Below are 25,098 nucleotides of genomic sequence, written 5' to 3' on the forward strand. Positions count from 1 at the left end.
TTAAATCTGGTTTTAACGCGAGTTTAACCCAAATCGCATTAAACCATCTTCGTTAATTAAGGTCAAAGAATAAAAAATTTCTATGACCACCAAAATGTTAAGTACGCTCAGTGCAGCGTTTTTTCTTTTTTTTACTTTCAGTAGTTACGCACAATCCTCTAGTAAAACTTATGAAATTTCTGGAAAAGTAATTGATAATGAGCTCAATGTACCGCTTGAATATGCGACCATTTCTATTGTAGATGTTAACGATGCGCAAAATGTTAATGGCGGTGTTACGAATTCCAAGGGTGTTTTTAATATTGAAGTAGACCCCGGCACTTATAATATTATTGTTGAATTTATTTCTTACGAAACCAAACGCTTTAATAATCGCCAGGTTAATTCAAATTTAAACCTGGAAACTATAGAGCTTGGTATTAGCTCAGACAATTTAGATGAAGTTGTGGTGAGAGCCGAAACCACCCAGGTTGACATTAGGCTGGATAAGAAAATATACAATATTGGGAAAGATCTTACTACGGCCGGAGGTACCGTGAGTGATGCCTTAAATAATGTACCATCCATTTCGGTAGATATTGAAGGAGGTATTAGTTTAAGAGGTAATGACAACGTAAGAATCCTTATTAATGGTAAACCTTCAGCTATGGCCGGCTTTGGAAATACCGATGTTTTAAGTCAATTACCTGCTGAGGCTATAGAACGCGTAGAAGTGATTACTTCTCCTTCTGCCCGATATGATGCCGAAGGTACTGCCGGAATCATTAATATTATTCTTAGAAAAAAGGAAACCCTTGGGTTTAATGGCTCCGTTACTGTAAATGGTGGTATTCCCGAAAATGCTAGTATTTCTACTAATTTAAACTACCGTACAGATAAATATAATCTCTTCACCACTACCGGTTACAGATATTCTGAATCCCCGGGTTACGGTTTCTTTGACACCCAATATTTTGAACCACGGGAAGATGTAATTCTTGATAACCTGATGTATGATAGAAATATAGAAGACAGGGATTATGACAGGATCAACCGCGGTTTCAATACCAATGTTGGGATGGAATATTACCTATCTGATATGTCTTCTATTACAGGAGCTATTTTCTATAGAATTGGTGATGATCGCGATGTGACCAATAATATGAATGATTATCTAATGGGAGACACCGAACTTTTAGGTACTAACAGGAGAGAAATTGAAAATGAAGAAGACGAGAGTATTCAATTCTCACTTAATTATGTAAAGAAATTCAATAATGAAGGTCACGAACTTACCGCTGATTTCCAGTTTGAAACTGATACAGAGACTCAGGACGCTTCTATTAATGAATTTACCATATATAATAATACAGAAATAGATGAAATTGATATTCCTTCGGAATCTACACTTACAGACGAAGATCAAAAGGAATATTTGATTCAGGCAGATTACGTATTACCTATTGGAGAGGAATCTCAGTTTGAAGCAGGTTATCGTGGTAATTTTGAAAATGAGGTGACCGATTACAAACTTTTTCAGGAAAATAGCCTTGGGGAGTTTGTACTAAATGAAACCCAGACAAATATTTTTGATTATTCAGAAAATGTTCAGGCTCTTTACACGCAATACGGTACTAAATTCGGAAGTTTTAGTTTTCTTTTAGGATTAAGACTGGAGAATACCAATTTAAAAGGTGAGATTGATTCAGAATTAACAGAAGAGGAATTACAGGAAGAATTCTCTTTCGCAGTAGATACAGATTTTGATAATAATTATCTTGGTTTATTTCCTACCGTAAACCTTATTTATGAACTTGGCAAAGATGAAAACATTACTTTAGGTTATAACCGAAGAATAAACAGGCCAAGAGGATGGTATATAAACCCTTTCCCTTCCAGAAGTAGCCGTAACAATATTTTCCAGGGGAATCCAAACTTAAATCCTGCATTTTCTAATGCATTTGATCTTGGATATTTAAAAAAATGGGAGAAATTCACCTTAACCTCTTCAGTTTACTTCCAAAGAGAAACCGATGCTTTTCAAAGAGTGCAGGAGGAAGTTTTTATTAGCGGACCTTCAGGTCAACAAATAGAAGTAATTAGAAGTATCCCATTTAACCTGGCTACAAACGACAGGATGGGTGGAGAATTAGGTTTTCTTTACAATCCGGCAGATTGGTTAAGACTAAACGGTAGTGTGAATGTATTCCGTTTTAAACTGGACGGTGAATTTAATGGCACCGATTATAGTCAGGACAACTCGAGCTGGTTTGGTAGATTTAGTTCAAAAGTTACTTTACCACTAAAAATAGATTGGCAAACAAACTTATTTTACCGAGGCCCTTCAGACGAAATTCAGGGAACTCAAGAAGGAATTTTAAACGTAGACCTTGCTTTTAGTAAGGAGATCCTAAACGAGAGAGCTACACTTTCTTTAAATGTGAGAGATATTTTTAACGGAAGAAAAAGAAATAGTTCTACCACTACAGAATTCTTTAGCCAGGAAAGTGAATTCCAATGGAGACAGGGACAATCTGTAAATGTTTCTTTTATCTATAGATTTAATCAGCAGAAACGTGAACAACGTCGTAACGATAGTGATCAGGACTTTGAGGAGGGTTTTGAAGGATAATTTATAACACAAATAAACCGGCTTACTTAAGCCGGTTTATTATATATTATTTAAAATTAAAGCATAAAAAAAGGGACATTAACTGTCCCCTTTTTTATGCTTTTTCTTCTTTCGCTTTTTTTCTTGCTGCTTTCTTTTCTTTAAGCAATTCTCCAACAGAACCACCTATCCAATAAGGTAAAATAGCCATTAGGAAAATCATAAGCCAGAATCCCATGGTTAAAATAACCAGGAAAGCCAGAAAACCGAGATATTGATCGAATTCGAACATAATTTCCAAAATTTTTTGATCTGGTCAAATATACTAAGCTTTGCTGGCTTATCACAATTAAATTTTCAGAAATTATAAAACTGCTGATTAAAATCAGGAAAATTAAAGGCTAAATTCTCTCTATTTATTCCTTTAAAACCCCGCTATCTTGTAAATTTGTGTAACAACTAATATAAAAATTATGAATTATAGAATAGAGAAAGATACTATTGGAGAAGTAAAAGTTCCGGCAGATAAACTCTGGGGTGCTCAAACCGAACGTTCAAGGAATAATTTTAAAATTGGACCGGCTGCCAGTATGCCTTTAGAAATAGTTTATGGCTTTGCTTATCTTAAGAAAGCAGCCGCTTATACAAATTGTGAATTGGGGGTTTTACCGGTAGATAAGAGAGATTATATAAGCCAGGTGTGTGATGAAATACTGGAAGGCAAACACGACGACCAATTTCCATTGGTAATTTGGCAAACCGGTAGCGGTACTCAAAGCAATATGAATGTAAACGAAGTAATTGCAAATAGAGCACACCAATTAGCCGGTAATACTTTAGGCGAAGGAGATAAAACACTTCAGCCAAACGACGACGTTAATAAATCGCAATCTTCTAACGATACCTTCCCAACGGGAATGCATATCGCGGCTTATCAAAAAATCACCAAAGTAACGCTTCCAAGTGTGAAGCAACTACGTGATACTTTAAAGAAAAAATCAGAAGAGTTTAAGGAAGTGGTAAAAATTGGCCGTACGCATTTTATGGATGCCACTCCCCTAACCTTAGGCCAGGAGTTTAGCGGTTATGTAGCCCAATTAGACCACGGAATTAAAGCTCTTGAAAGTACGCTTCCGCATCTATCTGAATTAGCGCTTGGTGGAACAGCGGTAGGAACCGGACTTAACACTCCAAAAGGCTACTCTAAAAGAGTATCTGAATTTATTGCCAAATTCACTGAACTACCTTTTGTTTCTGCTGGAAACAAATTCGAAGCACTTGCTGCGCACGATGCTTTTGTGGAAACTCATGGCGCTTTAAAACAATTAGCTGTTTCCCTAAATAAAATTGGAAATGATATTAGAATGCTTTCTTCCGGGCCACGAAGTGGAATTGGCGAAATCAATATCCCGGCTAATGAGCCCGGCTCATCTATTATGCCCGGAAAAGTGAATCCTACACAATGTGAGGCTTTAACTATGGTTTGCGCTCAGGTTATGGGGAACGATGTTGCTATTAGTGTTGGTGGAATGCAAGGCCAATTTGAGCTAAATGTTTTTAAACCGGTTATGGCAGCTAATCTTCTGCAAAGTGCAGAACTTATTGGTGATGCCTGCGTTTCTTTTGATGTTAATTGCGCAAAGGGAATTGAAGCTAATAAACCACGAATCCAGGAACATTTAAATAATTCTTTGATGTTGGTAACTGCTTTAAACACTAAAATTGGTTACTATAAAGCTGCCGAAATTGCCAATAAAGCTCACGAAGATGGAACTACACTGAAAGAAGCTGCGGTTGAATTAGGCCACCTTACCGAAGAACAATTTGATGAGTGGGTGCAACCTAAAGATATGGTGGGAAATATTAAATAATTCCTTCTAAATTGATAAGAACAAAAAAGCCTGTCTAAAATTTTAGACAGGCTTTGTTGTTATTCGTCATCCTGAACTTGTTTCAGGATCTAAGTTGTTATGAATCTAAAAATATTAGAAGCCTAACCAAGTTCCTTTAGACACTAGACTTTTAAATCCGAAGTTTACCACTTACTTTTCATTTTTTTTCTTAGGCTTTTTAGCATAAAACTTCTGAAATCTCCAGTAAGACACAGCTCCCAATAATGCTACTATCGCTACTGCATAGTAAATAAAAGTAGGTGTAATTACTTTATCTCCGCTAGCATAAGAGTGTAATCCGGCCAGGTAAAAGTTTACCCCAAAATAAGTCATCATAATACTGGCAAAAGCTACAATAGCCATAAAATTAAAGAACCATCTACTTCTAAGCCCTGGAACTAAACGCATATGGATAACAAATGCATATACCATAATACTAATTAAAGCCCAGGTTTCTTTTGGGTCCCAGCCCCAGTAGCGTCCCCAGCTTTCGTTGGCCCACTGTCCTCCAAGGAAGTTTCCTATAGTAAGCATCACAAGACCTACCGTTAAAGCCATTTCAGTAATAATGGTGATCTCTTTTATATTGAGGTCCATTTTCTTTTTATTGCTTTCTGTAGTGAAAATCATTAGCAGTAAGGCCACAGCACCAAGGATCATTCCCAGCGTAAAAGGACCATAACTTCCTACAATTACCGACACGTGAATCATTAACCAATAAGAATCCAGTACTGGCTGTAAATTAGCAATAGAAGGATCCATCCAGTTCCAATGTGCGATCATTAGAATCATAGAAGTTACAAAAGCCGTAGAGGCAACAGTTAAGCTACTTTTTCTTCCGAAAGCTAAACCAAAGAACATGGTGGCCCAACCTACATAGATCATAGATTCATAAGCATCACTCCAGGGAGCATGTCCAGAAATATACCACCGGGCAATTAGTCCCAAAGTATGCAGTATAAAAAGCAGTACAATAACACCGCCACTAATCTTCACCAGCCACTTTGTAACACTATTTTCCTTAAAGATCCTAACAATAACAAACACCAACATAAGTAGTCCGGCTGTCATATACATCCAGAATAGGTTCTTAAAAATATCGTATTTGTTATAAGCGATCTCAGCATTGATCTTATCTTCTGAAGGCATCACTTCTTCACCGAATTTCTTCTGAAATCCTTTTATGCTTTCCAGAAATTGATTCGCTTTTGTATAATCTCCGGTTTCACTGGCCTCAGAAAGTGAGGTCATATACAAGGGAAGAATCTGTTTAGTATACACCGAATCCATTCCTTTAAAAACCACGCCTTCATCCTCTAATTCAGGATAAGAAACCCATTTATTATTATCATCTCCCGGAATTGGGAAAATGCGAAGTATTTTGCCCTGAAGCGCACGATACAATAAATTCACTTTTTTATCGGTATTGATAAAATCTTTTTGAAATTTATTGGGAACCGCTGCCTGGTAAGCATCTTCCAGTAATGGTGAGAGTTTATAACTTCCGGTTTCATCAAAGAAACTACTTAGCGTTAAATACTTTTCCCCTTCATCTACACCCAAAACATTATGTAAACTATCATTATGTTTTTCAACATATATAATTGGAACATTGTACCAGATCATTGGATTTTGGGTTAACGAGACCAAAACCTGATCTGAACTTAAACCTTCATATTCATCAGATTTACTTAATTTCCGAAGTAATTCAGAAGAATAAGTATTGGCCGGTTTCATCCTTCCACTGGCATCCTGAATTACCAGTTTACCAAATTTAGCTGCGTGTTCTTCACTTACAGCGTTACTCTTAAGAATAGAATCTACTTCTTTTTTAGCCGATTGGGCGTGTTGGTGATCATCTTCAGGCGCCTGGGCAAACATAGAACCTGCAGCCATAAAGAAAATAAGCACGGTAGTTAACTTTTTCTTTTTGTCTTTTACTTTTTCCAGCATTTCCTTAAGATTTCCAAATCGAGAGCCTTTATCAAAAAGGATAAGCATCAAACCTAAATAAAGTAGAAAATACCCAATGTAGGTAACCCATGTTCCCCAGAAATCGTGGTTTACAGAAAGAATAGTTCCTTTCTCATCTGGCATAAAACTAGCTTGAAAAAACCTAAATCCTTTGTGATCCAGGACGTGGTTCATATAAATTTCATAAGGTCTATTCTCTTTTCCTTCTTCGACTATTTCTACCTTACTTTTAAAAGCCGAATAACTATTTTCTGTACCGGGATATTTGTCAGCTATAAAGTCATTAAGCTTTATCGCAAATGGTAATTCTATTTCTTTACTGCCGTAATCCAGGTAAAATTCGAGTCCAGCAAGTTCTACCTTTTGGGGTTCGCTGGTAATTCCCTGTCCGCCCATTAAGGTGACAGTTTTAGATTCGCCTTCAGAAGAAACCCTTAAAGTTAATGCATCAGATTGGCCGTCGGCTTTTTCCGGGGTTCTCACAATATCGTATTTCCCTTTTACCACCGGTTCAGGAATTACAAATTGCATATTTCCAATATTATATAAAGAGCGAAGCATCAGGTTTTGGGTAGAATCTTTTACTAAATCTCCACGCTTCTGGTCAGCCATTCGCATATAATCTCCCTCAAAAGGAGAATCTATGGTGTATTTCCCACTTGCTTCATTGTAAGTGATATTAATAGCACCTTCGGTGGGCTCGTTCAATGAAAACAAAACATTATGAATATTTTGAACTTCGCCTTCTTTCAAATAATGATCGTGGCGTTCCCCACCTCCTGCTTCAACAATTTTAAGATGATTTATCCCATCTTCAGCGGGTACCAATTCTTCTTTAGCACCGTAAATAAAATTAGTTGCTTCTATAGTAACCGGTTGGCCATTATAGTCGGTATTCAGCACATACTCGTTTTCAGTCTCTGGAGCAAAAAGCACCGGTTCCTGCAAAACCCTACGCCTGGGCTCGCCATCAATTTCACCGTCAATAAAGGTTGTGAGAAAAGTTTTTTGGGAAAGCATAACATTGGTAGTTTCGCCTTCGCGTATTGGCATAACACCCTCATAACTAATATAACGCGTAATGAACGCGCCAACCAGGATTAATACAAAAGATAGGTGGATTAAAAGGGAAGACCATTTTTCGCGTTTATGGAGGTTATAACGCTTAATATTTCCGGCGAAATTAATCACAAAAAACACCATTATAGCCTCAAACCACCAGGTGTTGTAGATTAACACCCTCGCTGTTTCAATACTATACCAACTTTCAATAAATGTTCCGAACGCCATGGCCACGGCAAAGACCACAAACAAGACTGCCATTATACGTGTAGAAAATATGACAGACGCTATTTTATTCTGCATGAAGTAACTCTTTTTACGGCTGCAAATTTAAGGATTTTTAACGGTTTGCGCAGGTAAAAACAAAGACAATCTCCTACACGAATGTTAATTTTATTGCCTGATTATTTTTAATAATTTAGCCGAATGATAGAAATGGTAATTTTAGGCACCGGAAACATAGCTTTTCATTTATTCAATGCCTTTTCTGAGTCGGAAAACATCCGGGTGATCCAGGTTTATAATCACCGGCAGGAAAGCCTGAAATATTTTTCAAATTTTACAGATACCACCACTAATATCAAAAACTTAAAACCTGCTCATTTCTATTTACTTGCTTTAAAAGATGATGTTATTCCTGAAATAGCCGAAAAACTTAAGAGTTATGTTGGTATTATTTTACATACCTCGGGTGCCGTTGGCTTAAATGCATTGGATAGCACAACTAATTTTGGCGTTTTTTATCCATTGCAGACCTTTTCAAAAAATAAGGCAGTAGATTTTTCTAAAATACCGGTTTGCATCGAAGCAAATTCAGCCGAAAATTTAGAAAAAATAAGAAGTCTGGCTTCAAGAATTACAATAGATGTGCGTGAAATTGATTCTGAACAGCGCAAAGCTTTACACGTTGCAGCAGTTTTTGTGAATAATTTCAGTAATCATTTATATTCAATAGGAGCTGAAATTTGTGCAGAGAATAAAATAGACTTCAGCATTTTAAAGCCACTTATAGCAGAAACTGCTTCTAAAATTGAGAGTTTAAATCCACTTGAGGCGCAAACCGGCCCGGCTTTGAGAAATGATCAAAAAACAATTGAAACCCATTTAGCATTTTTATCTAAAAAACATAAGGATATTTACAGTCTTTTAACCCAATCTATTCAAGATTTACATGGAAAAAAATTATAAAGAATACCTAAACCAAATCAACACCTTTGTGTTTGATGTAGATGGTGTACTCACCGATGGCAGCATACAAATTAGCACCGCAGGAGAACTTCTGCGAACTATGAATATTAAAGATGGTTATGCACTTAAAGCAGCAAAAACAGCTGGTTACACGGTTTGCGTTATTTCTGGAGGAAAAAATGAAGGCGTTAGAAAAAGACTAAGAGATCTTGGAATAAACGATATCTATCTGGGTATTCACGATAAAGTGGAACAAATGGATGAGTTCTTTGATATCTATGAGATCAATGCCGAAAATGTACTTTATATGGGAGATGATATTCCAGATTACTACCCAATGAAACTGGTTGGTTTACCGTGCTGCCCCCAGGATGCCGTAGCTGAAGTTAAAGAGATCTCCAAGTACGTTTCTCACAAAAAAGGCGGAAAAGGCTGTGTTCGAGATGTTATAGAGCAAGTGATGAAAGTGCAGGGAAAATGGATGGATAAAGTTTAAATGAACTGGATTCTACTTATTCTCGCCGGTCTTTTTGAAGTTGGTTTTGCATTTTGCCTTGGTAAAACGAAGGTGACCACGGGCAGTAGCTCCAACCTTTGGTTTGCAGGTTTTTTAATTTCACTAAGTATAAGTATGCTTTTGCTTTATAAAGCCACACAAACATTACCAATTGGTACAGCCTATGCCGTTTGGACTGGAATTGGCGCGGTAGGAACCGTGTTGCTAGGAATATTTATTTTTAAAGAACCCGCTAATTTTTGGCGTATTTTCTTTCTTAGTACCCTAATAATTTCTATCGTAGGTTTAAAATTTGTTTCAGAATAATCTAGCATATGATCGCATATATAAGGCTACTAAGGTGGCCGAATCTTATTTTTATAGCCCTAAGCCTAATTCTAATAAAATTTTCATTTTTTGAAGAATTTGGTGCTACAATTACGCTTAACGCGTTCGGCTACGCTTTATTAATTCTGGCGACGCTATGTATCGCGGCTTCAGGTTATGTAATTAATGATATTTATGATATCCAGGCCGATAAAATTAATAAACCCCAAAAGCTGATCGTAGGGAATAAGATTTCAGAGAAAAAATCCAACAACTTGTTTATCACTCTAAATATTATTGGAGTGGCAATAGGTTTTTATTTGGCAAATTTGCTCGGGAGACCTGCCTTTGTAGCGATTTTTATCTTTTCTTCAGCATTACTTTATTTATACGCGAGTTACCTGAAGCAAATTCCGGTTTTAGGGAATATTTTAATAAGTTTCCTCGTAGCTTTTGTAGTGCTATTGCCAGCAGTTTTCGATCTTTTTCCTTCAATTTCCCCGCAAAATAAAAAAATTCAATCTTTATTATTTTCTATTCTACTGGATTATGCTGTGTTTGCATTTTTAGTGAATCTATTGAGAGAAATGGTAAAGGACCAGGAAGATACAAAAGGTGATTACAACGTAGGCATCAAAACCCTGCCTATTGTGCTTGGCCATAGTCGCACTAACAAAATCATTTTTGCGATTGGCATTTTACCTATAGTTGCAATAGTCTATTATATTTATAATTATCTCTTTGAGAATACTTTTCTGGTAATTTACTCGCTACTTTTTATTCTTGCACCCCTCCTCTATTTTCAGGTGCGTATCTGGGAGGCTACGAAGAAAAAAGATTATATGCACTTAAGTTTAATGCTGAAAATTATTTTATTTTTCGGACTCATCTCTATCGGATTTTATCAATTTTTACTCTAATATGTTATGCTGAAAGAACTTTTAAAAAATAAAGAAATCATTCTTGCATCTGGCTCCCCAAGGAGACATCAATTCTTTAAAGACCTGGACATTCCTTTTAAAGCAGATGTAAGACCGGTTAAAGAAGTTCATCCAGATTACCTTCAAAAAGAAGAAATAACCGATTTTTTAGCGCAATTAAAAGCCGAAGCTTTTCAGAAAGAATTAAAAAAAGATCAAATTCTAATTACCAGCGACACCATTGTTTATAATGAAGGAAACGCAATGGGAAAACCGGCAACGGCATCTGAAGCTAAAGAAATGCTTAGATCACTTTCCGGCAAAACCCATAGTGTCTTTACATCGGTTTGTTTTACTACGCACAATCACCAGTCTACAGTAAATTGTGAGACGAAGGTAAGCTTCAAAGAACTTACCAGCGGTGAAATTGATTATTATGTAGAAAACTTTAAACCTTTTGATAAAGCCGGCGGGTATGCCATTCAGGAATGGATTGGCCTTATCGGGATAACTAACCTGGAAGGAAGTTATTTTAATGTGGTTGGTCTTCCCACTCACCTGGTTTATAAAGAACTAATAGATTTAGCTTAAAAGCAAATTGAATTTCATTACTTTTTAAATATCTTTCACTTTGATGATTTTAACCGGACAGGCCGCTGCCGCTGCTTCAGCCGGCGCAAGGATGCTATGATCTGGAGATTTTAAGGTATGGAAACCTTTCTTATCAATTGCATTCAGCAAAACCGATTTTCCATCCTTTTTAGACATCTGGAACTGTTCAGGAGCTAGTTCTACGCAATAATTGCATCCAATACATTTTTGGCGCTGTAAAGTGATGACTACCATTAGGCTTCTACCATTTTATAAAGTTTATCAGAAAGTCTAACCCTAAACGGGACTTTTATAGTGCAGGAATCTCCCTTTATAGCCTTTAGCATGCTGGTCTCATTTACATAAAGTTCCTCTAAATCAATTTCTTTAGCTCCGGTACTTGGCCCGGTTATTAGAAGTTTATCTCCTTTCTTAATATCGTAAGCCTCTATCTTAAATTCCGCGATTCCTGCTTTAGGGAAATAATGAATTCCTTTTCCAACATATATTTTTTTCTGCGTAGCCTGAGATCCGGAGGTTTTACTCCATTCTCCCAGTTTCTGACCTAAATAATAACCGCTCCAGAAACCACGATTATATACCGTTGCCAATCGCTCCATCCAGGCTTCTACTTTTTCTGAAGTAAATGTACCTTCATCAAGAGCATCTATAGCTTCCCGATACACCCTAGTAACTGTAGCTACATACTCGGGAGCACGACCACGGCCTTCAATTTTAAGTATCTGAATACCGGCATCCATAACTTGATCTAGAAAGTCAAGCGTGCAAAGATCTTTAGGTGACATCATATACTTATTATCGATCTCGACCTCAAAACCGGTTTCCTGGTCGATAACTGTATATTTTTTACGGCAATTTTGTTTACACGCACCACGATTTGCCGAAGAATTATCTGAATGCAGACTTAAATAGCATTTTCCCGAAACTGCCATACATAAGGCACCGTGACCAAAAATCTCAACTTTAACCAATTCGCCCGACGGCCCTTTTATCTGGTTTTTTTCAATTTGTTCGGTAATCTTTTTTACCTGGCGCAGACTTAGCTCGCGAGAAAGCACCATAGTTTCGGCGAAAAGACTGTAGAATTTTATCGTCTCAATATTAGTGATGTTAAGTTGGGTAGAAATATGAACAGCCATTCCTTGTTCTCTTGCCGAGGCAATGACGGCCTGGTCTGACGCGATCACAGCCGTGACCCCGGCCTCCTTCGCTTTGTTCAAAAGAGTTTTGATAAGCGAAAGGTCATGGTCGCAAATAATTGTATTAAGAGTAAGATAAGTACTTACATTCTTCGCTTCACACCTACGGGTAATTTCCGGCAGATCTTCCATAGTAAAATTTACAGAAGCTCTTGCCCTCATATTAAGTTGGTCTATTCCAAAATAAACTGAATTTGCTCCATTGTCAAGAGCCGCCTGCAGGGATTCAAAATTTCCCGCGGGAGCCATAAGTTCCATTTTCGTCTTCATTCAAAAATCTAATAAGTGATAATTTTAATAGCTAAATTCAAAAGATATTGCTGCCGAATTAAATCGGCTAAAAACACTGCAAAAAAATTAAAAACCTCATTCCTTCCTCCTGATTAAAATCATATTTTGATAGATTTCGAAATCTTTTTTGATCAGAAAATAAATAGAATAGGTGCAAGCAAAGACATTAGTATCCGCCTTTGGGGAAGCTAAAAAAAGAGGTAATAGCAATTTCCCAAAATATTAGCTATCTCAAAAAGATAGAAAGTGAAAACCGATTACTGAATGCACGAATAAATTCCTGACATAATTTGTGATTGCAAGCCTTGTCGTTAAAACACGACTATCCCGAAAACTAAAAAATTAATTGAAAACTTCATGTTTCTTGCTAACACGAAACATTAAAGTTTGAAGGTCGAGTAAAAATTACAAAATAAACCGACTATAAAATGTTATTTAATTGATTTACTGTATATTAAAAATTACTTATTAAAGTTTATATTTAATGTAAAAAATTAAGGAATTGTTATTTAATTTTTATTGAAAAATGGCTTTTTAGATTACCTTTGTATCAAAATTTAGCCTAAATTATGTACGAAGTTTTTTCATTGTATAGAACTGAAATCTCCTATACGGTAGTAACAGTTTTCGTTTTATTAATTGTTCAGTTTCTTTTAAAGAAAGCTGCGCATAGAGTTGGAAAACGCAGTGAAATAAACTTCACCCGAACTAAATTAATGTTCAAATACATTAATATTCTTATTCTCTTTATTGCTTTTTTCCTATTAGCTATCGCCTGGGGAATGGGGCTTACAGAACTTTCCCTAATATTTTCTTCTGTGTTCGCGGTAATTGGGGTTGCACTTTTTGCTATCTGGTCAATTTTAAGTAATATCACTTCCGGGGTTATTCTTTTCTTTTCATTTCCGTATAAAATTGGTGACAAGATCAAAATACATGACAAAGATCTTCCTATTGAAGCTATTATTGAAGATATAAAGGCTTTTCATTTACATCTCAGGACTTTAGAAGGAGAATTAATTACTTATCCCAACAATCTCATTCTACAAAAAGCAGTCTCTTTGGTAGAAAAAGATGTTTACCTTGATGAGGATAAAAGCAGCCTCTAAGAAATTCTTATTGGAAGATTCATCGAGGATTTAATTAAGAATAATATTTTAATTTGCCACAAGCTCTGGATCATTTAACTTCGATTATCGAGTAAATTCTTATCTTCAGGCGGCTAAAGTTTTTATATTTGGTCATCTTTATTTAATCGCCTTGAGATCTATGCGCAAACTACTTAGTTTCCTTTTCTGTTTTTTTCTGTTGAATTTACACGCACAGAAGCCTGAAAAATTAAACGCTGCTGAAATATTTCAGGAAATAAAAAAACTTAATTTCCTTGGCTCTGTGCTATACATTGGCGCCCATCCAGATGACGAAAATACCCGGCTAATCTCTTATTTTTCGAACGAAAAAAATGCCCGAACTGCTTACCTCTCGCTAACTCGTGGCGATGGTGGACAAAACCTTATAGGGCCTGAATTACGAGAGCAATTAGGTCTAATTAGAACGCAGGAGCTACTTGCAGCAAGACGTATAGATGGTGGGGAACAGTTTTTTACCCGTGCCAACGATTTCGGTTATTCAAAAACTCCAGAGGAAACCCTGGAAATTTGGAATAAAGAAAAAGTACTTAGTGACGTGGTTTGGATCATTAGAAATTTTAAACCTGATGTTATTATCAACCGGTTTGATCATCGTACACCGGGCACCACTCACGGTCACCACACATCTTCTGCCATCCTAAGTCTTGAAGCCTTTGAAGCCGCAGCAAATCCTGATAAATTTACGGAGCAATTAGAATTTACAGAAACATATCAAGCCAAGCGGGCATATTTTAATACTTCCCCCTGGTTCTATGGAGGGCAGGAAGCTTTTGAAGAAGCTAATAAAAACCAATTTGTAAGTTTTGATACCGGAGTTTATTTTCCGCTCCTGGGACTTTCAAATCCCGAAATCTCTTCTTTAAGCCGAAGTCAGCACCAATCTCAGGGTTTTGGCAGCACAGGTTCCCGGGGAAGTCAAATGGAGTACTTAGAGCCAATTAAGGGAGATACCATTCGCTCACAAAAGGTTTTTAAAGGGATTGATACTTCCTGGAGTAAGTTAGAGGGTGGCGCAGAAATTGGCGAAATCCTGACTCAGGTTGAAGAGAATTATAATTTTAAAAATCCCGCCGCTAGTTTACCAAAACTGGTAGAAGCTTATAAATTGATTCGTGAATTACCTAATGAACACTGGCGTGAAGTAAAAACCAAAGAAATTAAGAATATTATCTATTCCAGCTCAGGTTTATTTTTAGAGGCTGTCGCAAATCAAGCTTCGGCTACCGCACGGGATAGCGTTCAGATAAACCTCGAAGCTATTAATCGCAGTGATTTCTCGATTACTTTGAGTTCGGTAGAATTAAGTCCGAATAACGCTAAAATTAATCCAGAAATTAAACTGGGAAATAACGAAAATTGGCAAAATGAGATCACGCTGAAGGTTCCAGAAAATACAGCTTACACCACTCCCTATTGGCTCAAAGAGGCTGCAAATAACGGAATATATAAAGTAGAAGATCAACAATTAAGAGGTCTTCCCGAAACACCTACACTCACTAAAAGCCTTTTTAATCTTGACTTTAATGGAGTTATGCTAAGTTTTGAAAAACCTATAGTCTACAAATACAATGATCCTGTTCTGGGGGAAACTTATCAGCCATTTGAGATTATCCCAGAAGTTTCGCTTTCTTTTGAAGACGAAATGATAATTTTTGAAAACGATGAACCTAAAAACATTTCAGTAAAACTTACTTCAGGAAAGGCAAACGTAAAAGGTGAAGTGAGTCTTTCTGCTGGAGAAGGCTGGATTATTGAACCTAAAAATCATACTTTTCAGCTTCAGCAAAAAGGAAGTACCACAAATCTTTCTTTTGAAGTCACCCCGCCAAAAGAGCAGGATGAAAGCTTTATCATTCCAACAGCAACAATAGACGGCAGGAAATTTTCAGAAGAACTTATTTCTATAGATTACCCTCATATTCCGAAACAAAATCTGGTTGTTCCTGCAAAATTAAAAGTTGCACGCTTAGAGATTCAGAAAAAAGGAGAACTCATTGGCTATATTGAAGGTGCGGGCGATGTTGTTCCCGAAAGTTTGGAACAAATCGGTTATCGTGTAAATAAATTAAATGCTGCGACAATTTCCAGGTCTTCGTTACAAAAATATGATGCCGTTGTACTGGGAATTCGTGCTCTAAATACGGTTGAGGCATTAAAATATAAACAGCAAATACTTTTTGATTACGTAGAGAACGGCGGAAATTTAATTGTGCAATACAATACCAATCGAGGTTTAGTGACCGAAAATATATCACCATTACCGCTGGAATTATCACGGGATCGCGTAACCTATGAAACTGCTGAAGTTAGATTTCTAGCTGAAAAACATCCCGTTTTAAATTCCCCGAACAAAATCACTAAAAAAGATTTTGATAATTGGGTTCAGGAACGCGGACTTTATTTCCCGGATTCGTGGAGTGAAGATTTTACACCAATTCTCTCTATGCACGATAAAAATGAAACTCCCAAAAATGGAAGTTTACTCGTAGCAAAATATGGAGAAGGTTATTTTATTTATACGGGACTCAGCTTTTTTAGGCAGTTTCCTGCGGGCGTTCCGGGTGCTTATAGACTTTTTGCAAATATGATTTCAATAGGAAAAGAATGAAAAAACCCGAAAAATTTACCTGGAGCAGCTCATACACCTTCGTTCTTTTGGCCAATGCGGCTTACATTGTAATCTTTTACTTCATAATGTCCCTATTCTCATAATATGCAATTAATAGACTGGATAATCCTTCTTGGCACACTGGCCTTTATTGTAACCTACGGGGTTTATAAGACCCGAAATAATAAAGGCGCCCAGGATTATATTCGTGGCGGAAGCGAAACCCGTTGGTGGACCATAGGACTTTCTACCATGGCCACACAAGCCAGTGCGATAACCTTTCTTTCTACACCTGGACAGGCCTTTCACGATGGGATGGGCTTTGTGCAGTTCTATTTTGGGCTACCGCTTGCCATGGTAGTAGTTTGTATGTTTTTTATTCCAATCTATAAAAGGCTTAATGTATACACGGCTTACGAATACTTAGAATCACGTTTCGACAGAAAAACGAGAACTTTAACAGCAATCTTATTCTTAATACAGCGAGGTCTTGCCGCCGGGCTTACCATTTTCGCCCCGGCCATAATCTTGTCGGCGGTTTTAGGCTGGAACCTTTCAGGACTTACTGTTCTTATAGGTTCTTTAGTGATTATTTATACCGTTGCCGGGGGTACCAGAGCAGTTAGTGTGACCCATAAACAGCAAATGGCTGTAATTCTTACCGGGATGTTTGCTGCGTTTTTTATTATTTTAAGCTATTTACCCGAAAATATTAATTTTAATAATGCCCTGGAAATCGCGGGTGCCAGTGGTAAAATGAATATTCTCGATTTCTCCTTCGATTTTGAAAACCGTTATACTTTTTGGAGCGGGATTATTGGTGGTGGCTTTTTAGCGCTTTCTTATTTTGGAACAGATCAAAGCCAGGTGCAACGCTATTTAAGCGGAAGATCTGTCAAAGAAAGCAGAATGGGAATGATTATGAACGGAATGCTAAAAGTGCCGTTACAGTTCTTTATTTTGCTGGTTGGTGTCATGGTTTTTGTATTTTATCAATTCAATAATGCGCCATTAAACTTTAATCCCGCCGCGACTGAAACTGTTTTGAATTCAGAATATGGCCGCCAATATGAGGATTTAATGCTAGAGCACGACGCGCTCCAGCAGAAAAAACAAAATCTACATTTACAATTTGCAGAAAACAATGATTTTACCCCTGCAAATAATTCATCTTACCGTGAAAACTTAGCTTCTTTAAATGCTTCAGAAAGAGAAACAAGGCAAAAAGCAAGAGACTTAATCGATGCTTCTGATAAAGACGCCGAAAGCAACGACAAAGATTATGTTTTTATTCATTTTATACTGAATAATCTCCCACGAGGCTTAATTGGCCTATTACTGGCAGTGATCCTTTCTGCTGCAATGTCCTCTACCGCCTCTGAATTAAACGCATTATCTTCTACGACTTCCATAGATCTTTACAAAAGAAGCCGTAAAACAGAACAATCTGATCGACATTACGTAAAAGCTTCCAAGTGGTTTACCTTGCTTTGGGGACTTATAGCCATTGCCTTTGCTAGTTTCGCCAATTTGTTTGACAATCTTATTCAGCTGGTAAATATCATAGGCTCTATTTTCTACGGAAATGTACTGGGTATATTTTTACTCGCCTTTTTTATAAAAATTGTAAATAGTAATTCGGTTTTTATCGCAGCTATAATCACACAAATTATAATCATCATTATTTTTACATTTGATGTGATGCCTTATTTATGGCTTAATCTGGTAGGATGTCTCTTAGTTATCGCTCTCGCATTAATCCTGGAATTATTTATAAAAACACCAGAACACAAAATAAAAAAGACATAGCAGATAGTGGAGATTTCGAAAATTATTAGATCAATAAAAACCACAATCTATATGTTAAGACTAAACTCTATTTAAAATGAAAACAATAAAATGGGGCATTCTTGGCCTCGGAAAAATAGCCGGAAAATTCGTAACAGGATTAAAAGATGTAGAAGGAGCTGAACTTTATGCCGTGGCCAGCCGCTCTAAATCTAAAGCGGAAGCTTTTGCAAAAGAGTACAACGCCACCAAATTTTTTTCCAGCTACGAAGCCATGCTGAAGGATGAGGCTCTAGATGTAGTATATATTGCGACACCTCACGTTTTTCATCATCAACAAACATTACTATGTTTAGATCATAAAAAAGCGGTTTTATGTGAAAAACCTTTCGCTATCAATAAAGAGCAGGTAGAAGAAATGATTGCCAAGGCAAAAAAAGAAAACGTGTTTCTTATGGAGGCAATGTGGACACAATTCCTTCCGCATTTTGAATTTGTACTTGACTTAATTGAATCTGAGAAATATGGTAAGATCAAAAACCTGAAAGCAGACTTTGGTTTTCCGGCACCGGTAGACCTGGATAAACGACTTTACAATAAAGACCTGGGTGGCGGCAGTTTGCTGGATATTGGCATCTACCCTATATTTATGGCGATGAGTGCTTTGGGAACACCCGAGAAGATTCATGCAAGTGCTAAGTTTAGCGAAACCGGCATCGATACCGAATGTGATATGATTTTTGAATACACAAACGGTGTAGAAGCAGAGCTAGGAAGTTCTATTGTAAGGCAAACTCCCACTGCGGCTATTATTCAGTTTGAAAAAGCTACCATAACACTAAACACCAGGTTTCATGAGCCTACTAGCGTAAAGATTCAAACTCCGGAAAGTGAAGAAACCAAAGAGTTTAAAGTGAATTCCAATGGATATAATTTTGAAGCTAAACACGTTCAAAAAATGTTGCTGGAAGGTAAAACCGAAAGCACCGAAATGACCTTCGCAAAAAGTTTACAGTTAATTGAGTTGCTGGATAAAGTTAGAGATCAAATTGGTTTAGAATATTAAAATTCCTGGCTCTGCAATTCATATTAGCCGTCCTAGATCTTCGAAAGAAATCGGAGCAAGCTGTGAAATGAGTTCAGGCTGGCAATAAATTTTCAACTAAAAACAAAAAACCTCACAAATCTAAAAGATCTGTGAGGTTTTTTTATATATAAATTCCAGGAAATTAAGCTTCTACTTTTTTAGTAGTTTTCACCTCTTCTCCTTCTTCGCTTTCAACAACAGCTAAATAGCGCTCTGCATCTAAAGCGGCCATACAACCGGTTCCGGCTGCAGTTACTGCCTGGCGATAAATCTTATCCTGCACATCTCCAGAAGCAAAAACTCCCGGGATATTGGTTTTGGTAGATTTTCCTTCGGTCATTAAATACCCGGTATCATCCATTGTTAATTTACCTTTAAAGATATCGGTGTTAGGTTTGTGACCAATCGCTATAAACAATCCGGTGATATCGATTTGCTCTTTCTCACCAGTTTCTTTGTTAAGCATTCTAAGGCCTTCTACCACTTGTTCGCCAATAACTTCATCTACTTCTGTATTATAACGAAGATCTATATTCTTAGTACTTGTAACGCGATGTTGCATGGCTTTAGAAGCACGCATCTGGTCACCACGAACCAACATAGTTACTTTATTACAAATATTAGCCAAATAAGTTGCTTCTTCAGCCGCGGTATCTCCACCACCAACTATGGCAACATCCTGACCTTTATAGAAAAATCCGTCACAAACGGCACAGGCTGAAACTCCACCGCCACGTAAACGTTGTTCACTAGGTAAACCAAGATATTTTGCTGTAGCTCCTGTAGAAATAATAATAGTTTCAGCTTCAACCCATTTAGAATTATCTACACAAGCCTTATGGATTCCACCTACTTTATCGCTAAATTCAACTTCGGTAACCATCCCTATACGTACTTCGGTTCCAAAACGTTCGGCTTGCTTTTGCAAGTCCATCATCATTTTTGGTCCGTCAACACCATCGGCGTAACCAGGAAAGTTATCCACTTCGGTAGTGGTGGTTAATTGCCCGCCAGGTTCAAGCCCGGTATACATTACAGGTTTAAGATCGGCTCTGGATGCATAAATTGCTGCGGTATACCCCGCAGGACCAGACCCTATGATTAAAGTTTTTATTCTTTCTAATTTATCACTCATTTTATCTTGTTTTTCTGTCTTACAAAAGTAGTAACTTTCGTTATAAACTTACATGAATCTTATTAAGATTTACTATTTAGTAATAATTCCTGGGTATAGACTTCATTCCTAAAATAAAAATTACCGGCTTCTCATAATTAACTATACCTTTGTCTTAAAATCTCTATCGGCAAACCGGTAGATTTTTAGGATAAACTTTATATTTCGGGAAGTCCGCAACAATTTTAAAATCTCGATTATCGAGTAAATGGAACTTACTTTATTCAATATACTTGATATTTTAGGAACCATCGCCTTTGCTATCTCTGGTGCATTGGCGGCTATGGACCGCCGTCTTGATCTCTTTGGTATCTTTATTATTAGTTTTGTAACTGCCATTGGTGGCGGTACATTACGAGATACTTTAATTGGCAACACGCCGGTTACCTGGATGGAAAACACCATTTATATTTACCTAATTGGCGTCGTAACCATTCTTGCCATCGTTTTTAGAAATAAGATTAATTACCTTAAAAAATCCCTTTTTCTTTTTGATACCATTGGTTTAGGAATTTTCACCATAACCGGCGTTGAAATAGGGATTAGAAACGATCTTGATCCTATAATTTGTATCGCCCTTGGTGCTATGACGGGTACCTTTGGAGGCGCCATACGTGATATACTTTGTAATGAAATTCCGGTAATTTTTAGAAAGGAAATCTACGCAACCGCTTGCCTCTTCGGCGGACTTGTTTTTGTAATTATGCACGACCTGGGTGTTAACCAGGATATCATTTACCTTACCACCTCGCTAATTGTGATCTCAATTAGGTTACTTGTGGTAAAATATCATATCTCACTCCCCTATTTCTATATTTCTTAGGAAAATAAAAACTAGCTCTTCATTACGAACTCACACTGTAATTAATGCGGAAGTTTCTTCCGAAGTAATCCATATATAAAAGTACCTAAAAGAGATCCTGCAAATACAATTAATATCGGCATAAATCCTGCGCCAATTAAGGTGAATATTGGTCCCGGACAGGCACCTGCAAGCGCCCAACCTAATCCAAAGATAATCCCACCATACATATAACGGCTAAAACTTTTTTCTTTCGGAATAAATGTTATTCGCTGTCCAAAAAAAGATTTCAGGTTTTTACGTTTTATAATTTGAACGCCTATAACTCCTAAAAACAAGGCCGAACCAATAATTCCATACATATGGAAAGACTGGAACTGAAACATTTCATAGATCCTGAACCAGGAAGCGGCTTCAGATTTAAACATTACAATTCCAAAAAATATACCTATCAATAAATATCCTATACTTCTCATAATTTCAATTTAAAATATTAACGGAAATAATAAATGCACCATTACCAAACCACCTATAAAAAAGCCTATAACGGCTATTAAAGAGGGTAATTGCAAATTACTTAATCCAGAAATTGCGTGTCCTGAAGTACAACCCCCGGCATAACGCGCTCCAAAACCAATTAAGATTCCGCCAACTAATAGAATAATTAAAGCTTTAATACCGCCAACGGCTTCCCAGCTGTAAAGTTCAGTTGGAAGATAAGCTTCCCCGGCACTGCTAAAGCCAAGTTCTTCCAGGGTATTAATCGTATCAGGATTAATGGCTACCGAAAGATCGTTACTTAAAAAATTTGCTCCTATAAATCCGCCAATAATAGCGCCGGTTACCACAATAAGATTCCAGCGCTGTGATTTCCAGTCAAAATCAAAAAAATCGGCTTTAGAATCTGCACCGCAAATTGTACACATCGTTCTTAGGTTGGAAGACATTCCAAAACCTTTGCCGATAAAGATGAGTAAAAACATTATTAAAGCTATAAGTGGACCCGATACATACCAGGGCCACGGCTCAAAAATCCATTCCATAGTTCTTATTTTTTTCGAACTGCAAATTAACTAGAATTTTTCCAGCAAGACAGTAACAATTGTTACAGGATGAAGCTATAAAAATAAACCCTGAAATAAATTCAGGGTTTCGTACTAATTTTTATAAATATTCTCTCTAACTAATTAAAATAAGCTTTTAAATTCTCCAGTACTTTTTCTGATAGTCTACGTTGGGTTTCGGCACTCCAGCCTGCACTTTTTTTATGAGAAATAACTCGATCTATTCGTTTTGTATCCTCGGAAAGTGAAGCACCGCCATCACCATCAAAAATAGCAAAGTTACCTTCAGCTTTTATCCAGTTTACAAAAGCTTTTTCTTCAAAAGGAAGCCCTAAGGAGGTATTGATCAAAATTTTTCCTGAACCAAAAGTTTCAAATTCCTGTTCGCCCAGCAATTTGGTATTCTTTGGCAGATGAAGTGTGATGATTTCTGAAGTTTTTAGTAATTCTTCTAAGGATAAATATTGAAGTCCTTTTGCCTCGAATTCCTTCTTTCTACTTCTGCTATAATAATACACATCTGCTCCAAGTGGCAATAATGCTTCTGCTAACAATTGACCAGTAGTACCCAAACCTATAATTCCAATCTTTCTATCGGTGAGTTCCACCGGCATTTTTCGCCACTGGTTTTTACCAAAACCGTGGAGTAATTGAATTAATTCTGAAATTATAAATTCTATCACTCCGGGATCACCGTAGTCAAAAATACCTTTAACGCTAATTCCTTTCTCCCTTGCAAAATCTACGGCCACGTTTGCCGATTCATCATCGTAAAGGCTGCAAGCCATCCCAATGTATTTTAGATGACTGCATTTTTCAATAACACTTTTTGGAATCTGGGTTTTCCATGAAACAATTATAGCTTCCGCCTCTCCAATTCGCTCTAAAAGTTCCTTTTCTGAATCTGGGCTGTCTTTAAAAACCTCTACCTCAGCCTCGCTGTACTTTTGGAGTTCTTCAATAGCCCAGTCTTCCAACTTAGTATGGTCTACGCAAACAATTTTATTGAACTTTACTCCCATTCCGGTAGTATAGTTTCATCATAAACCTGGTTCAATAATATACCATCTTCACGAATTTTTCTGGAAATTTCAAATTCCAGTTCCAGCTTTTTTCTTTCTAATTTTATATTAGGTTCTGTATTTTCAGACATACTTATAAAATTTATAGGTTTAGTATTTTAAATTTGATTAAAAATATTCTATAAAGGAATATTCCCGTGTTTTCGCTCAGGTCTCAGTACTTCTTTATTTTCTAACATACTAAAACCTTTTAATAATTTTCTACGGGTTTCTTTAGGCATAATCACCTCATCTATAAATCCGCGTTGAGCGGCTTCAAAAGGATTAGCAAAAGTTTCTGCATATTCAGCCTCTTTCTCTGCTAACTTAGCTTCGCTGTCTTCGGCTTCTTTAATTTCTTTCCTGAAAATAATTTCACTGGCTCCTTTGGCTCCCATCACTGCAATTTCGGCAGTTGGCCAGGCAAAATTTAGATCGGCGCCAATGTGCTTAGAATTCATCACATCGTAAGCCCCGCCATAGGCTTTTCGGGTAATTACGGTTACTTTTGGTACAGTGGCCTCACTTAGCGCATAAAGTAATTTAGCCCCGTTTAGAATGATCCCGTTCCACTCCTGGTCTGTACCGGGTAAAAAGCCAGGCACATCTACCAATACTAACAACGGAATATTGAAACAATCACAATAACGAGTGAAACGAGCTGCTTTTTTAGAAGAATCTACATCTAAAACCCCCGCCAAACTCATTGGCTGATTGGCAACAATTCCAACACTTCTTCCGCCTAAGCGCGCAAAACCAACAATAATATTATCGGCATAATCTTTATGAATTTCAAAAAATGAATCTTCATCTATTATTCCTCTAATCACCTCGTGCATATCATAAGGTTTCGTAGAGCTATCGGGTACAATACTGTCAAGTTCTTCCCTTATTTCATCTCCTAATTTATATGGAAGTTTTTCCGGTGCCTTTTTGTTGTTCTGGGGCATATAACTCACCAGTTTCTTAATATCTTCAAGGCAGGCGATATCGTTAAAGGATGTGATATGCGTTACCCCAGATTTTGTTGCGTGGGTAGAAGCGCCACCAAGTTCTTCGGAAGTTACTTCCTCGTTAGTCACCGTTTTCACCACGTTAGGCCCGGTTACGAACATATAACTGGTATCCTGAACCATAAGTGTAAAATCTGTCATTGCCGGAGAATAAACAGCTCCCCCGGCACAAGGGCCCATTATCGCTGAAATTTGCGGAATCACCCCAGATGCCTTTACATTTCTATGGAAGATATCGGCATAACCACCAAGCGATTTTACACCTTCCTGAATTCTGGCTCCACCTGAATCGTTTAAACCAATCATTGGCGCTCCAACTTTCACAGCAAGATCCATCACTTTACAAATCTTCTCTGCGTGAGTTTCAGATAAGGAACCGCCAAACACGGTAAAATCCTGGGCAAAAATATAGACCAATTTTCCGTTGATGGTCCCATAACCGGTTACCACACCATCGCCATAAAATTTCTGATCTTCCATTCCAAACCCGGTAGTTCTATGGGTTACCAGAATTCCGATTTCTTCAAAAGAACCTTCATCTAATAAATAATCAATACGTTCGCGGGCGGTAAGTTTCTTTTTTTCGTGCTGTTTAGCTATTCGTTTTTCCCCACCACCAAGGTGCGCCTGCTTAATTTTATCCTGTAACTTTTCTATATTCTGACTCATCAATATTTTTTTTACTCGATCATCGAGATTTAAATACTCCGAGGCAAGCCTCGAAATTCAAAATTTTTCCATTTAATTCCTCGTAGATATGCCTCGAGGTAATTTACTTCAACTTAAAAAGATAGGAACA

At 37.2% G+C, this 25,098-nt stretch carries 22 protein-coding genes; 12 read left to right on the top strand and 10 right to left on the bottom strand.

Translation table 11 applies throughout. From position 1 onward, the window contains the following. Positions 1-82: 82 nt before the first annotated feature. Positions 83-2,611, top strand: coding sequence for an outer membrane beta-barrel protein (locus APB85_RS10390; protein ID WP_057481795.1), 2,529 nt, complete (start codon positions 83-85; stop codon positions 2,609-2,611). 94 nt (positions 2,612-2,705) lie between these two features. On the opposite strand, the gene APB85_RS17330 is transcribed toward APB85_RS10390, so the two are convergent. Next, positions 2,706-2,882 (bottom strand): hypothetical protein, encoded by a 177-nt coding sequence (locus tag APB85_RS17330; RefSeq protein ID WP_057481794.1) that lies wholly within the window; start codon positions 2,880-2,882, stop codon positions 2,706-2,708. 181 nt (positions 2,883-3,063) lie between these two features. Between APB85_RS17330 and fumC the strand changes: the two genes are divergently transcribed. Beyond that, on the top strand, positions 3,064-4,461 hold the full coding sequence (gene fumC / locus APB85_RS10395; RefSeq protein WP_057481793.1) for a class II fumarate hydratase: 1,398 nt from the start codon (positions 3,064-3,066) through the stop codon (positions 4,459-4,461). 171 nt (positions 4,462-4,632) lie between these two features. Here the strand turns inward: fumC and ccsA are convergent, their stop codons facing one another. Continuing rightward, the gene (gene ccsA, locus APB85_RS10400) at positions 4,633-7,821 is read right to left on the bottom strand and encodes a cytochrome c biogenesis protein CcsA (RefSeq protein WP_057481792.1); all 3,189 of its coding nucleotides are present in this window, start codon (positions 7,819-7,821) and stop codon (positions 4,633-4,635) included. Between the two features lie 123 nt (positions 7,822-7,944). Here ccsA and APB85_RS10405 point away from each other — a divergent pair, with 123 nt between their 5' ends. Genes APB85_RS10405 through APB85_RS10425 form a run of 5 tightly spaced genes read left to right on the top strand, consistent with a single transcriptional unit; the run spans position 7,945 to position 11,040 of the window. Then, on the top strand, positions 7,945-8,706 hold the full coding sequence (locus APB85_RS10405) for a Rossmann-like and DUF2520 domain-containing protein (protein WP_057481791.1): 762 nt from the start codon (positions 7,945-7,947) through the stop codon (positions 8,704-8,706). After that, positions 8,690-9,202 carry a KdsC family phosphatase gene (locus APB85_RS10410; RefSeq protein ID WP_057481790.1) on the top strand — a complete coding sequence of 171 codons (513 nt, stop codon included), beginning with the start codon at positions 8,690-8,692 and terminating at the stop codon, positions 9,200-9,202. The genes APB85_RS10405 and APB85_RS10410 overlap by 17 nt, the downstream gene beginning before the upstream one ends. Then, on the top strand, positions 9,203-9,529 hold the full coding sequence (locus APB85_RS10415) for a DMT family transporter (protein WP_057481789.1): 327 nt from the start codon (positions 9,203-9,205) through the stop codon (positions 9,527-9,529). A gap of 8 nt (positions 9,530-9,537) precedes the next feature. Further along, on the top strand, positions 9,538-10,449 hold the full coding sequence (locus APB85_RS10420) for a geranylgeranylglycerol-phosphate geranylgeranyltransferase (RefSeq protein ID WP_057481788.1): 912 nt from the start codon (positions 9,538-9,540) through the stop codon (positions 10,447-10,449). 6 nt (positions 10,450-10,455) lie between these two features. Continuing rightward, on the top strand, positions 10,456-11,040 hold the full coding sequence (locus tag APB85_RS10425; protein ID WP_057481787.1) for a Maf-like protein: 585 nt from the start codon (positions 10,456-10,458) through the stop codon (positions 11,038-11,040). Between the two features lie 24 nt (positions 11,041-11,064). Here the strand turns inward: APB85_RS10425 and APB85_RS10430 are convergent, their stop codons facing one another. After that, positions 11,065-11,295 (bottom strand): ferredoxin, encoded by a 231-nt coding sequence (locus APB85_RS10430; protein ID WP_057481786.1) that lies wholly within the window; start codon positions 11,293-11,295, stop codon positions 11,065-11,067. After that, entirely contained in the window at positions 11,295-12,530 is a 1,236-nt protein-coding gene (locus APB85_RS10435) for a peptidase U32 family protein (protein WP_057481785.1), read from the bottom strand. The genes APB85_RS10430 and APB85_RS10435 overlap by 1 nt, the downstream gene beginning before the upstream one ends. Positions 12,531-13,120: 590 nt before the next feature. On the opposite strand from APB85_RS10435, the gene APB85_RS10440 reads away from it, so the two are divergent. From APB85_RS10440 to APB85_RS10455, 4 genes are all read left to right on the top strand, one after another. Then, the gene (locus tag APB85_RS10440) at positions 13,121-13,660 is read left to right on the top strand and encodes a mechanosensitive ion channel domain-containing protein (RefSeq protein ID WP_057481784.1); all 540 of its coding nucleotides are present in this window, start codon (positions 13,121-13,123) and stop codon (positions 13,658-13,660) included. 160 nt (positions 13,661-13,820) lie between these two features. After that, entirely contained in the window at positions 13,821-16,310 is a 2,490-nt protein-coding gene (locus APB85_RS10445; RefSeq protein WP_057481783.1) for a PIG-L family deacetylase, read from the top strand. 105 nt (positions 16,311-16,415) lie between these two features. After that, a complete protein-coding gene (locus APB85_RS10450) occupies positions 16,416-18,119 on the top strand; it encodes a sodium:solute symporter (RefSeq protein ID WP_057481782.1) in 1,704 nt (567 codons plus the stop codon). A gap of 76 nt (positions 18,120-18,195) precedes the next feature. Then, positions 18,196-19,164, top strand: a complete 969-nt coding sequence (locus tag APB85_RS10455; RefSeq protein ID WP_057481781.1) for a Gfo/Idh/MocA family protein — start codon at positions 18,196-18,198, stop codon at positions 19,162-19,164. A 163-nt stretch (positions 19,165-19,327) separates the two neighbouring features. Here APB85_RS10455 and trxB read toward each other — a convergent pair whose 3' ends face one another. Continuing rightward, positions 19,328-20,320, bottom strand: coding sequence for a thioredoxin-disulfide reductase (gene trxB, locus APB85_RS10460; protein ID WP_057481780.1), 993 nt, complete (start codon positions 20,318-20,320; stop codon positions 19,328-19,330). Between the two features lie 247 nt (positions 20,321-20,567). On the opposite strand from trxB, the gene APB85_RS10465 reads away from it, so the two are divergent. After that, positions 20,568-21,182, top strand: a complete 615-nt coding sequence (locus APB85_RS10465; protein WP_057481779.1) for a trimeric intracellular cation channel family protein — start codon at positions 20,568-20,570, stop codon at positions 21,180-21,182. Positions 21,183-21,223: 41 nt separating this feature from the next. Here the strand turns inward: APB85_RS10465 and APB85_RS10470 are convergent, their stop codons facing one another. From APB85_RS10470 to APB85_RS10485, 5 genes are all read right to left on the bottom strand, one after another. Beyond that, positions 21,224-21,637, bottom strand: a complete 414-nt coding sequence (locus tag APB85_RS10470) for a DUF6691 family protein (RefSeq protein ID WP_057481778.1) — start codon at positions 21,635-21,637, stop codon at positions 21,224-21,226. A 9-nt stretch (positions 21,638-21,646) separates the two neighbouring features. Continuing rightward, entirely contained in the window at positions 21,647-22,204 is a 558-nt protein-coding gene (locus APB85_RS10475) for a YeeE/YedE family protein (RefSeq protein ID WP_057481777.1), read from the bottom strand. 140 nt (positions 22,205-22,344) lie between these two features. Beyond that, positions 22,345-23,247 (bottom strand): NAD(P)-dependent oxidoreductase, encoded by a 903-nt coding sequence (locus APB85_RS10480; RefSeq protein WP_057481776.1) that lies wholly within the window; start codon positions 23,245-23,247, stop codon positions 22,345-22,347. Beyond that, on the bottom strand, positions 23,238-23,378 hold the full coding sequence (locus tag APB85_RS17335) for a hypothetical protein (protein WP_160319246.1): 141 nt from the start codon (positions 23,376-23,378) through the stop codon (positions 23,238-23,240). The genes APB85_RS10480 and APB85_RS17335 overlap by 10 nt, the downstream gene beginning before the upstream one ends. Before the next feature lie 48 nt (positions 23,379-23,426). Beyond that, on the bottom strand, positions 23,427-24,968 hold the full coding sequence (locus APB85_RS10485; protein WP_057481775.1) for an acyl-CoA carboxylase subunit beta: 1,542 nt from the start codon (positions 24,966-24,968) through the stop codon (positions 23,427-23,429). Between the last annotated feature and the right edge of the window lie 130 nt (positions 24,969-25,098).

Origin of the sequence: Salegentibacter mishustinae (genome assembly GCF_002900095.1) — a bacterium.
In the GTDB taxonomy this organism is placed as follows: domain Bacteria; phylum Bacteroidota; class Bacteroidia; order Flavobacteriales; family Flavobacteriaceae; genus Salegentibacter; species Salegentibacter mishustinae.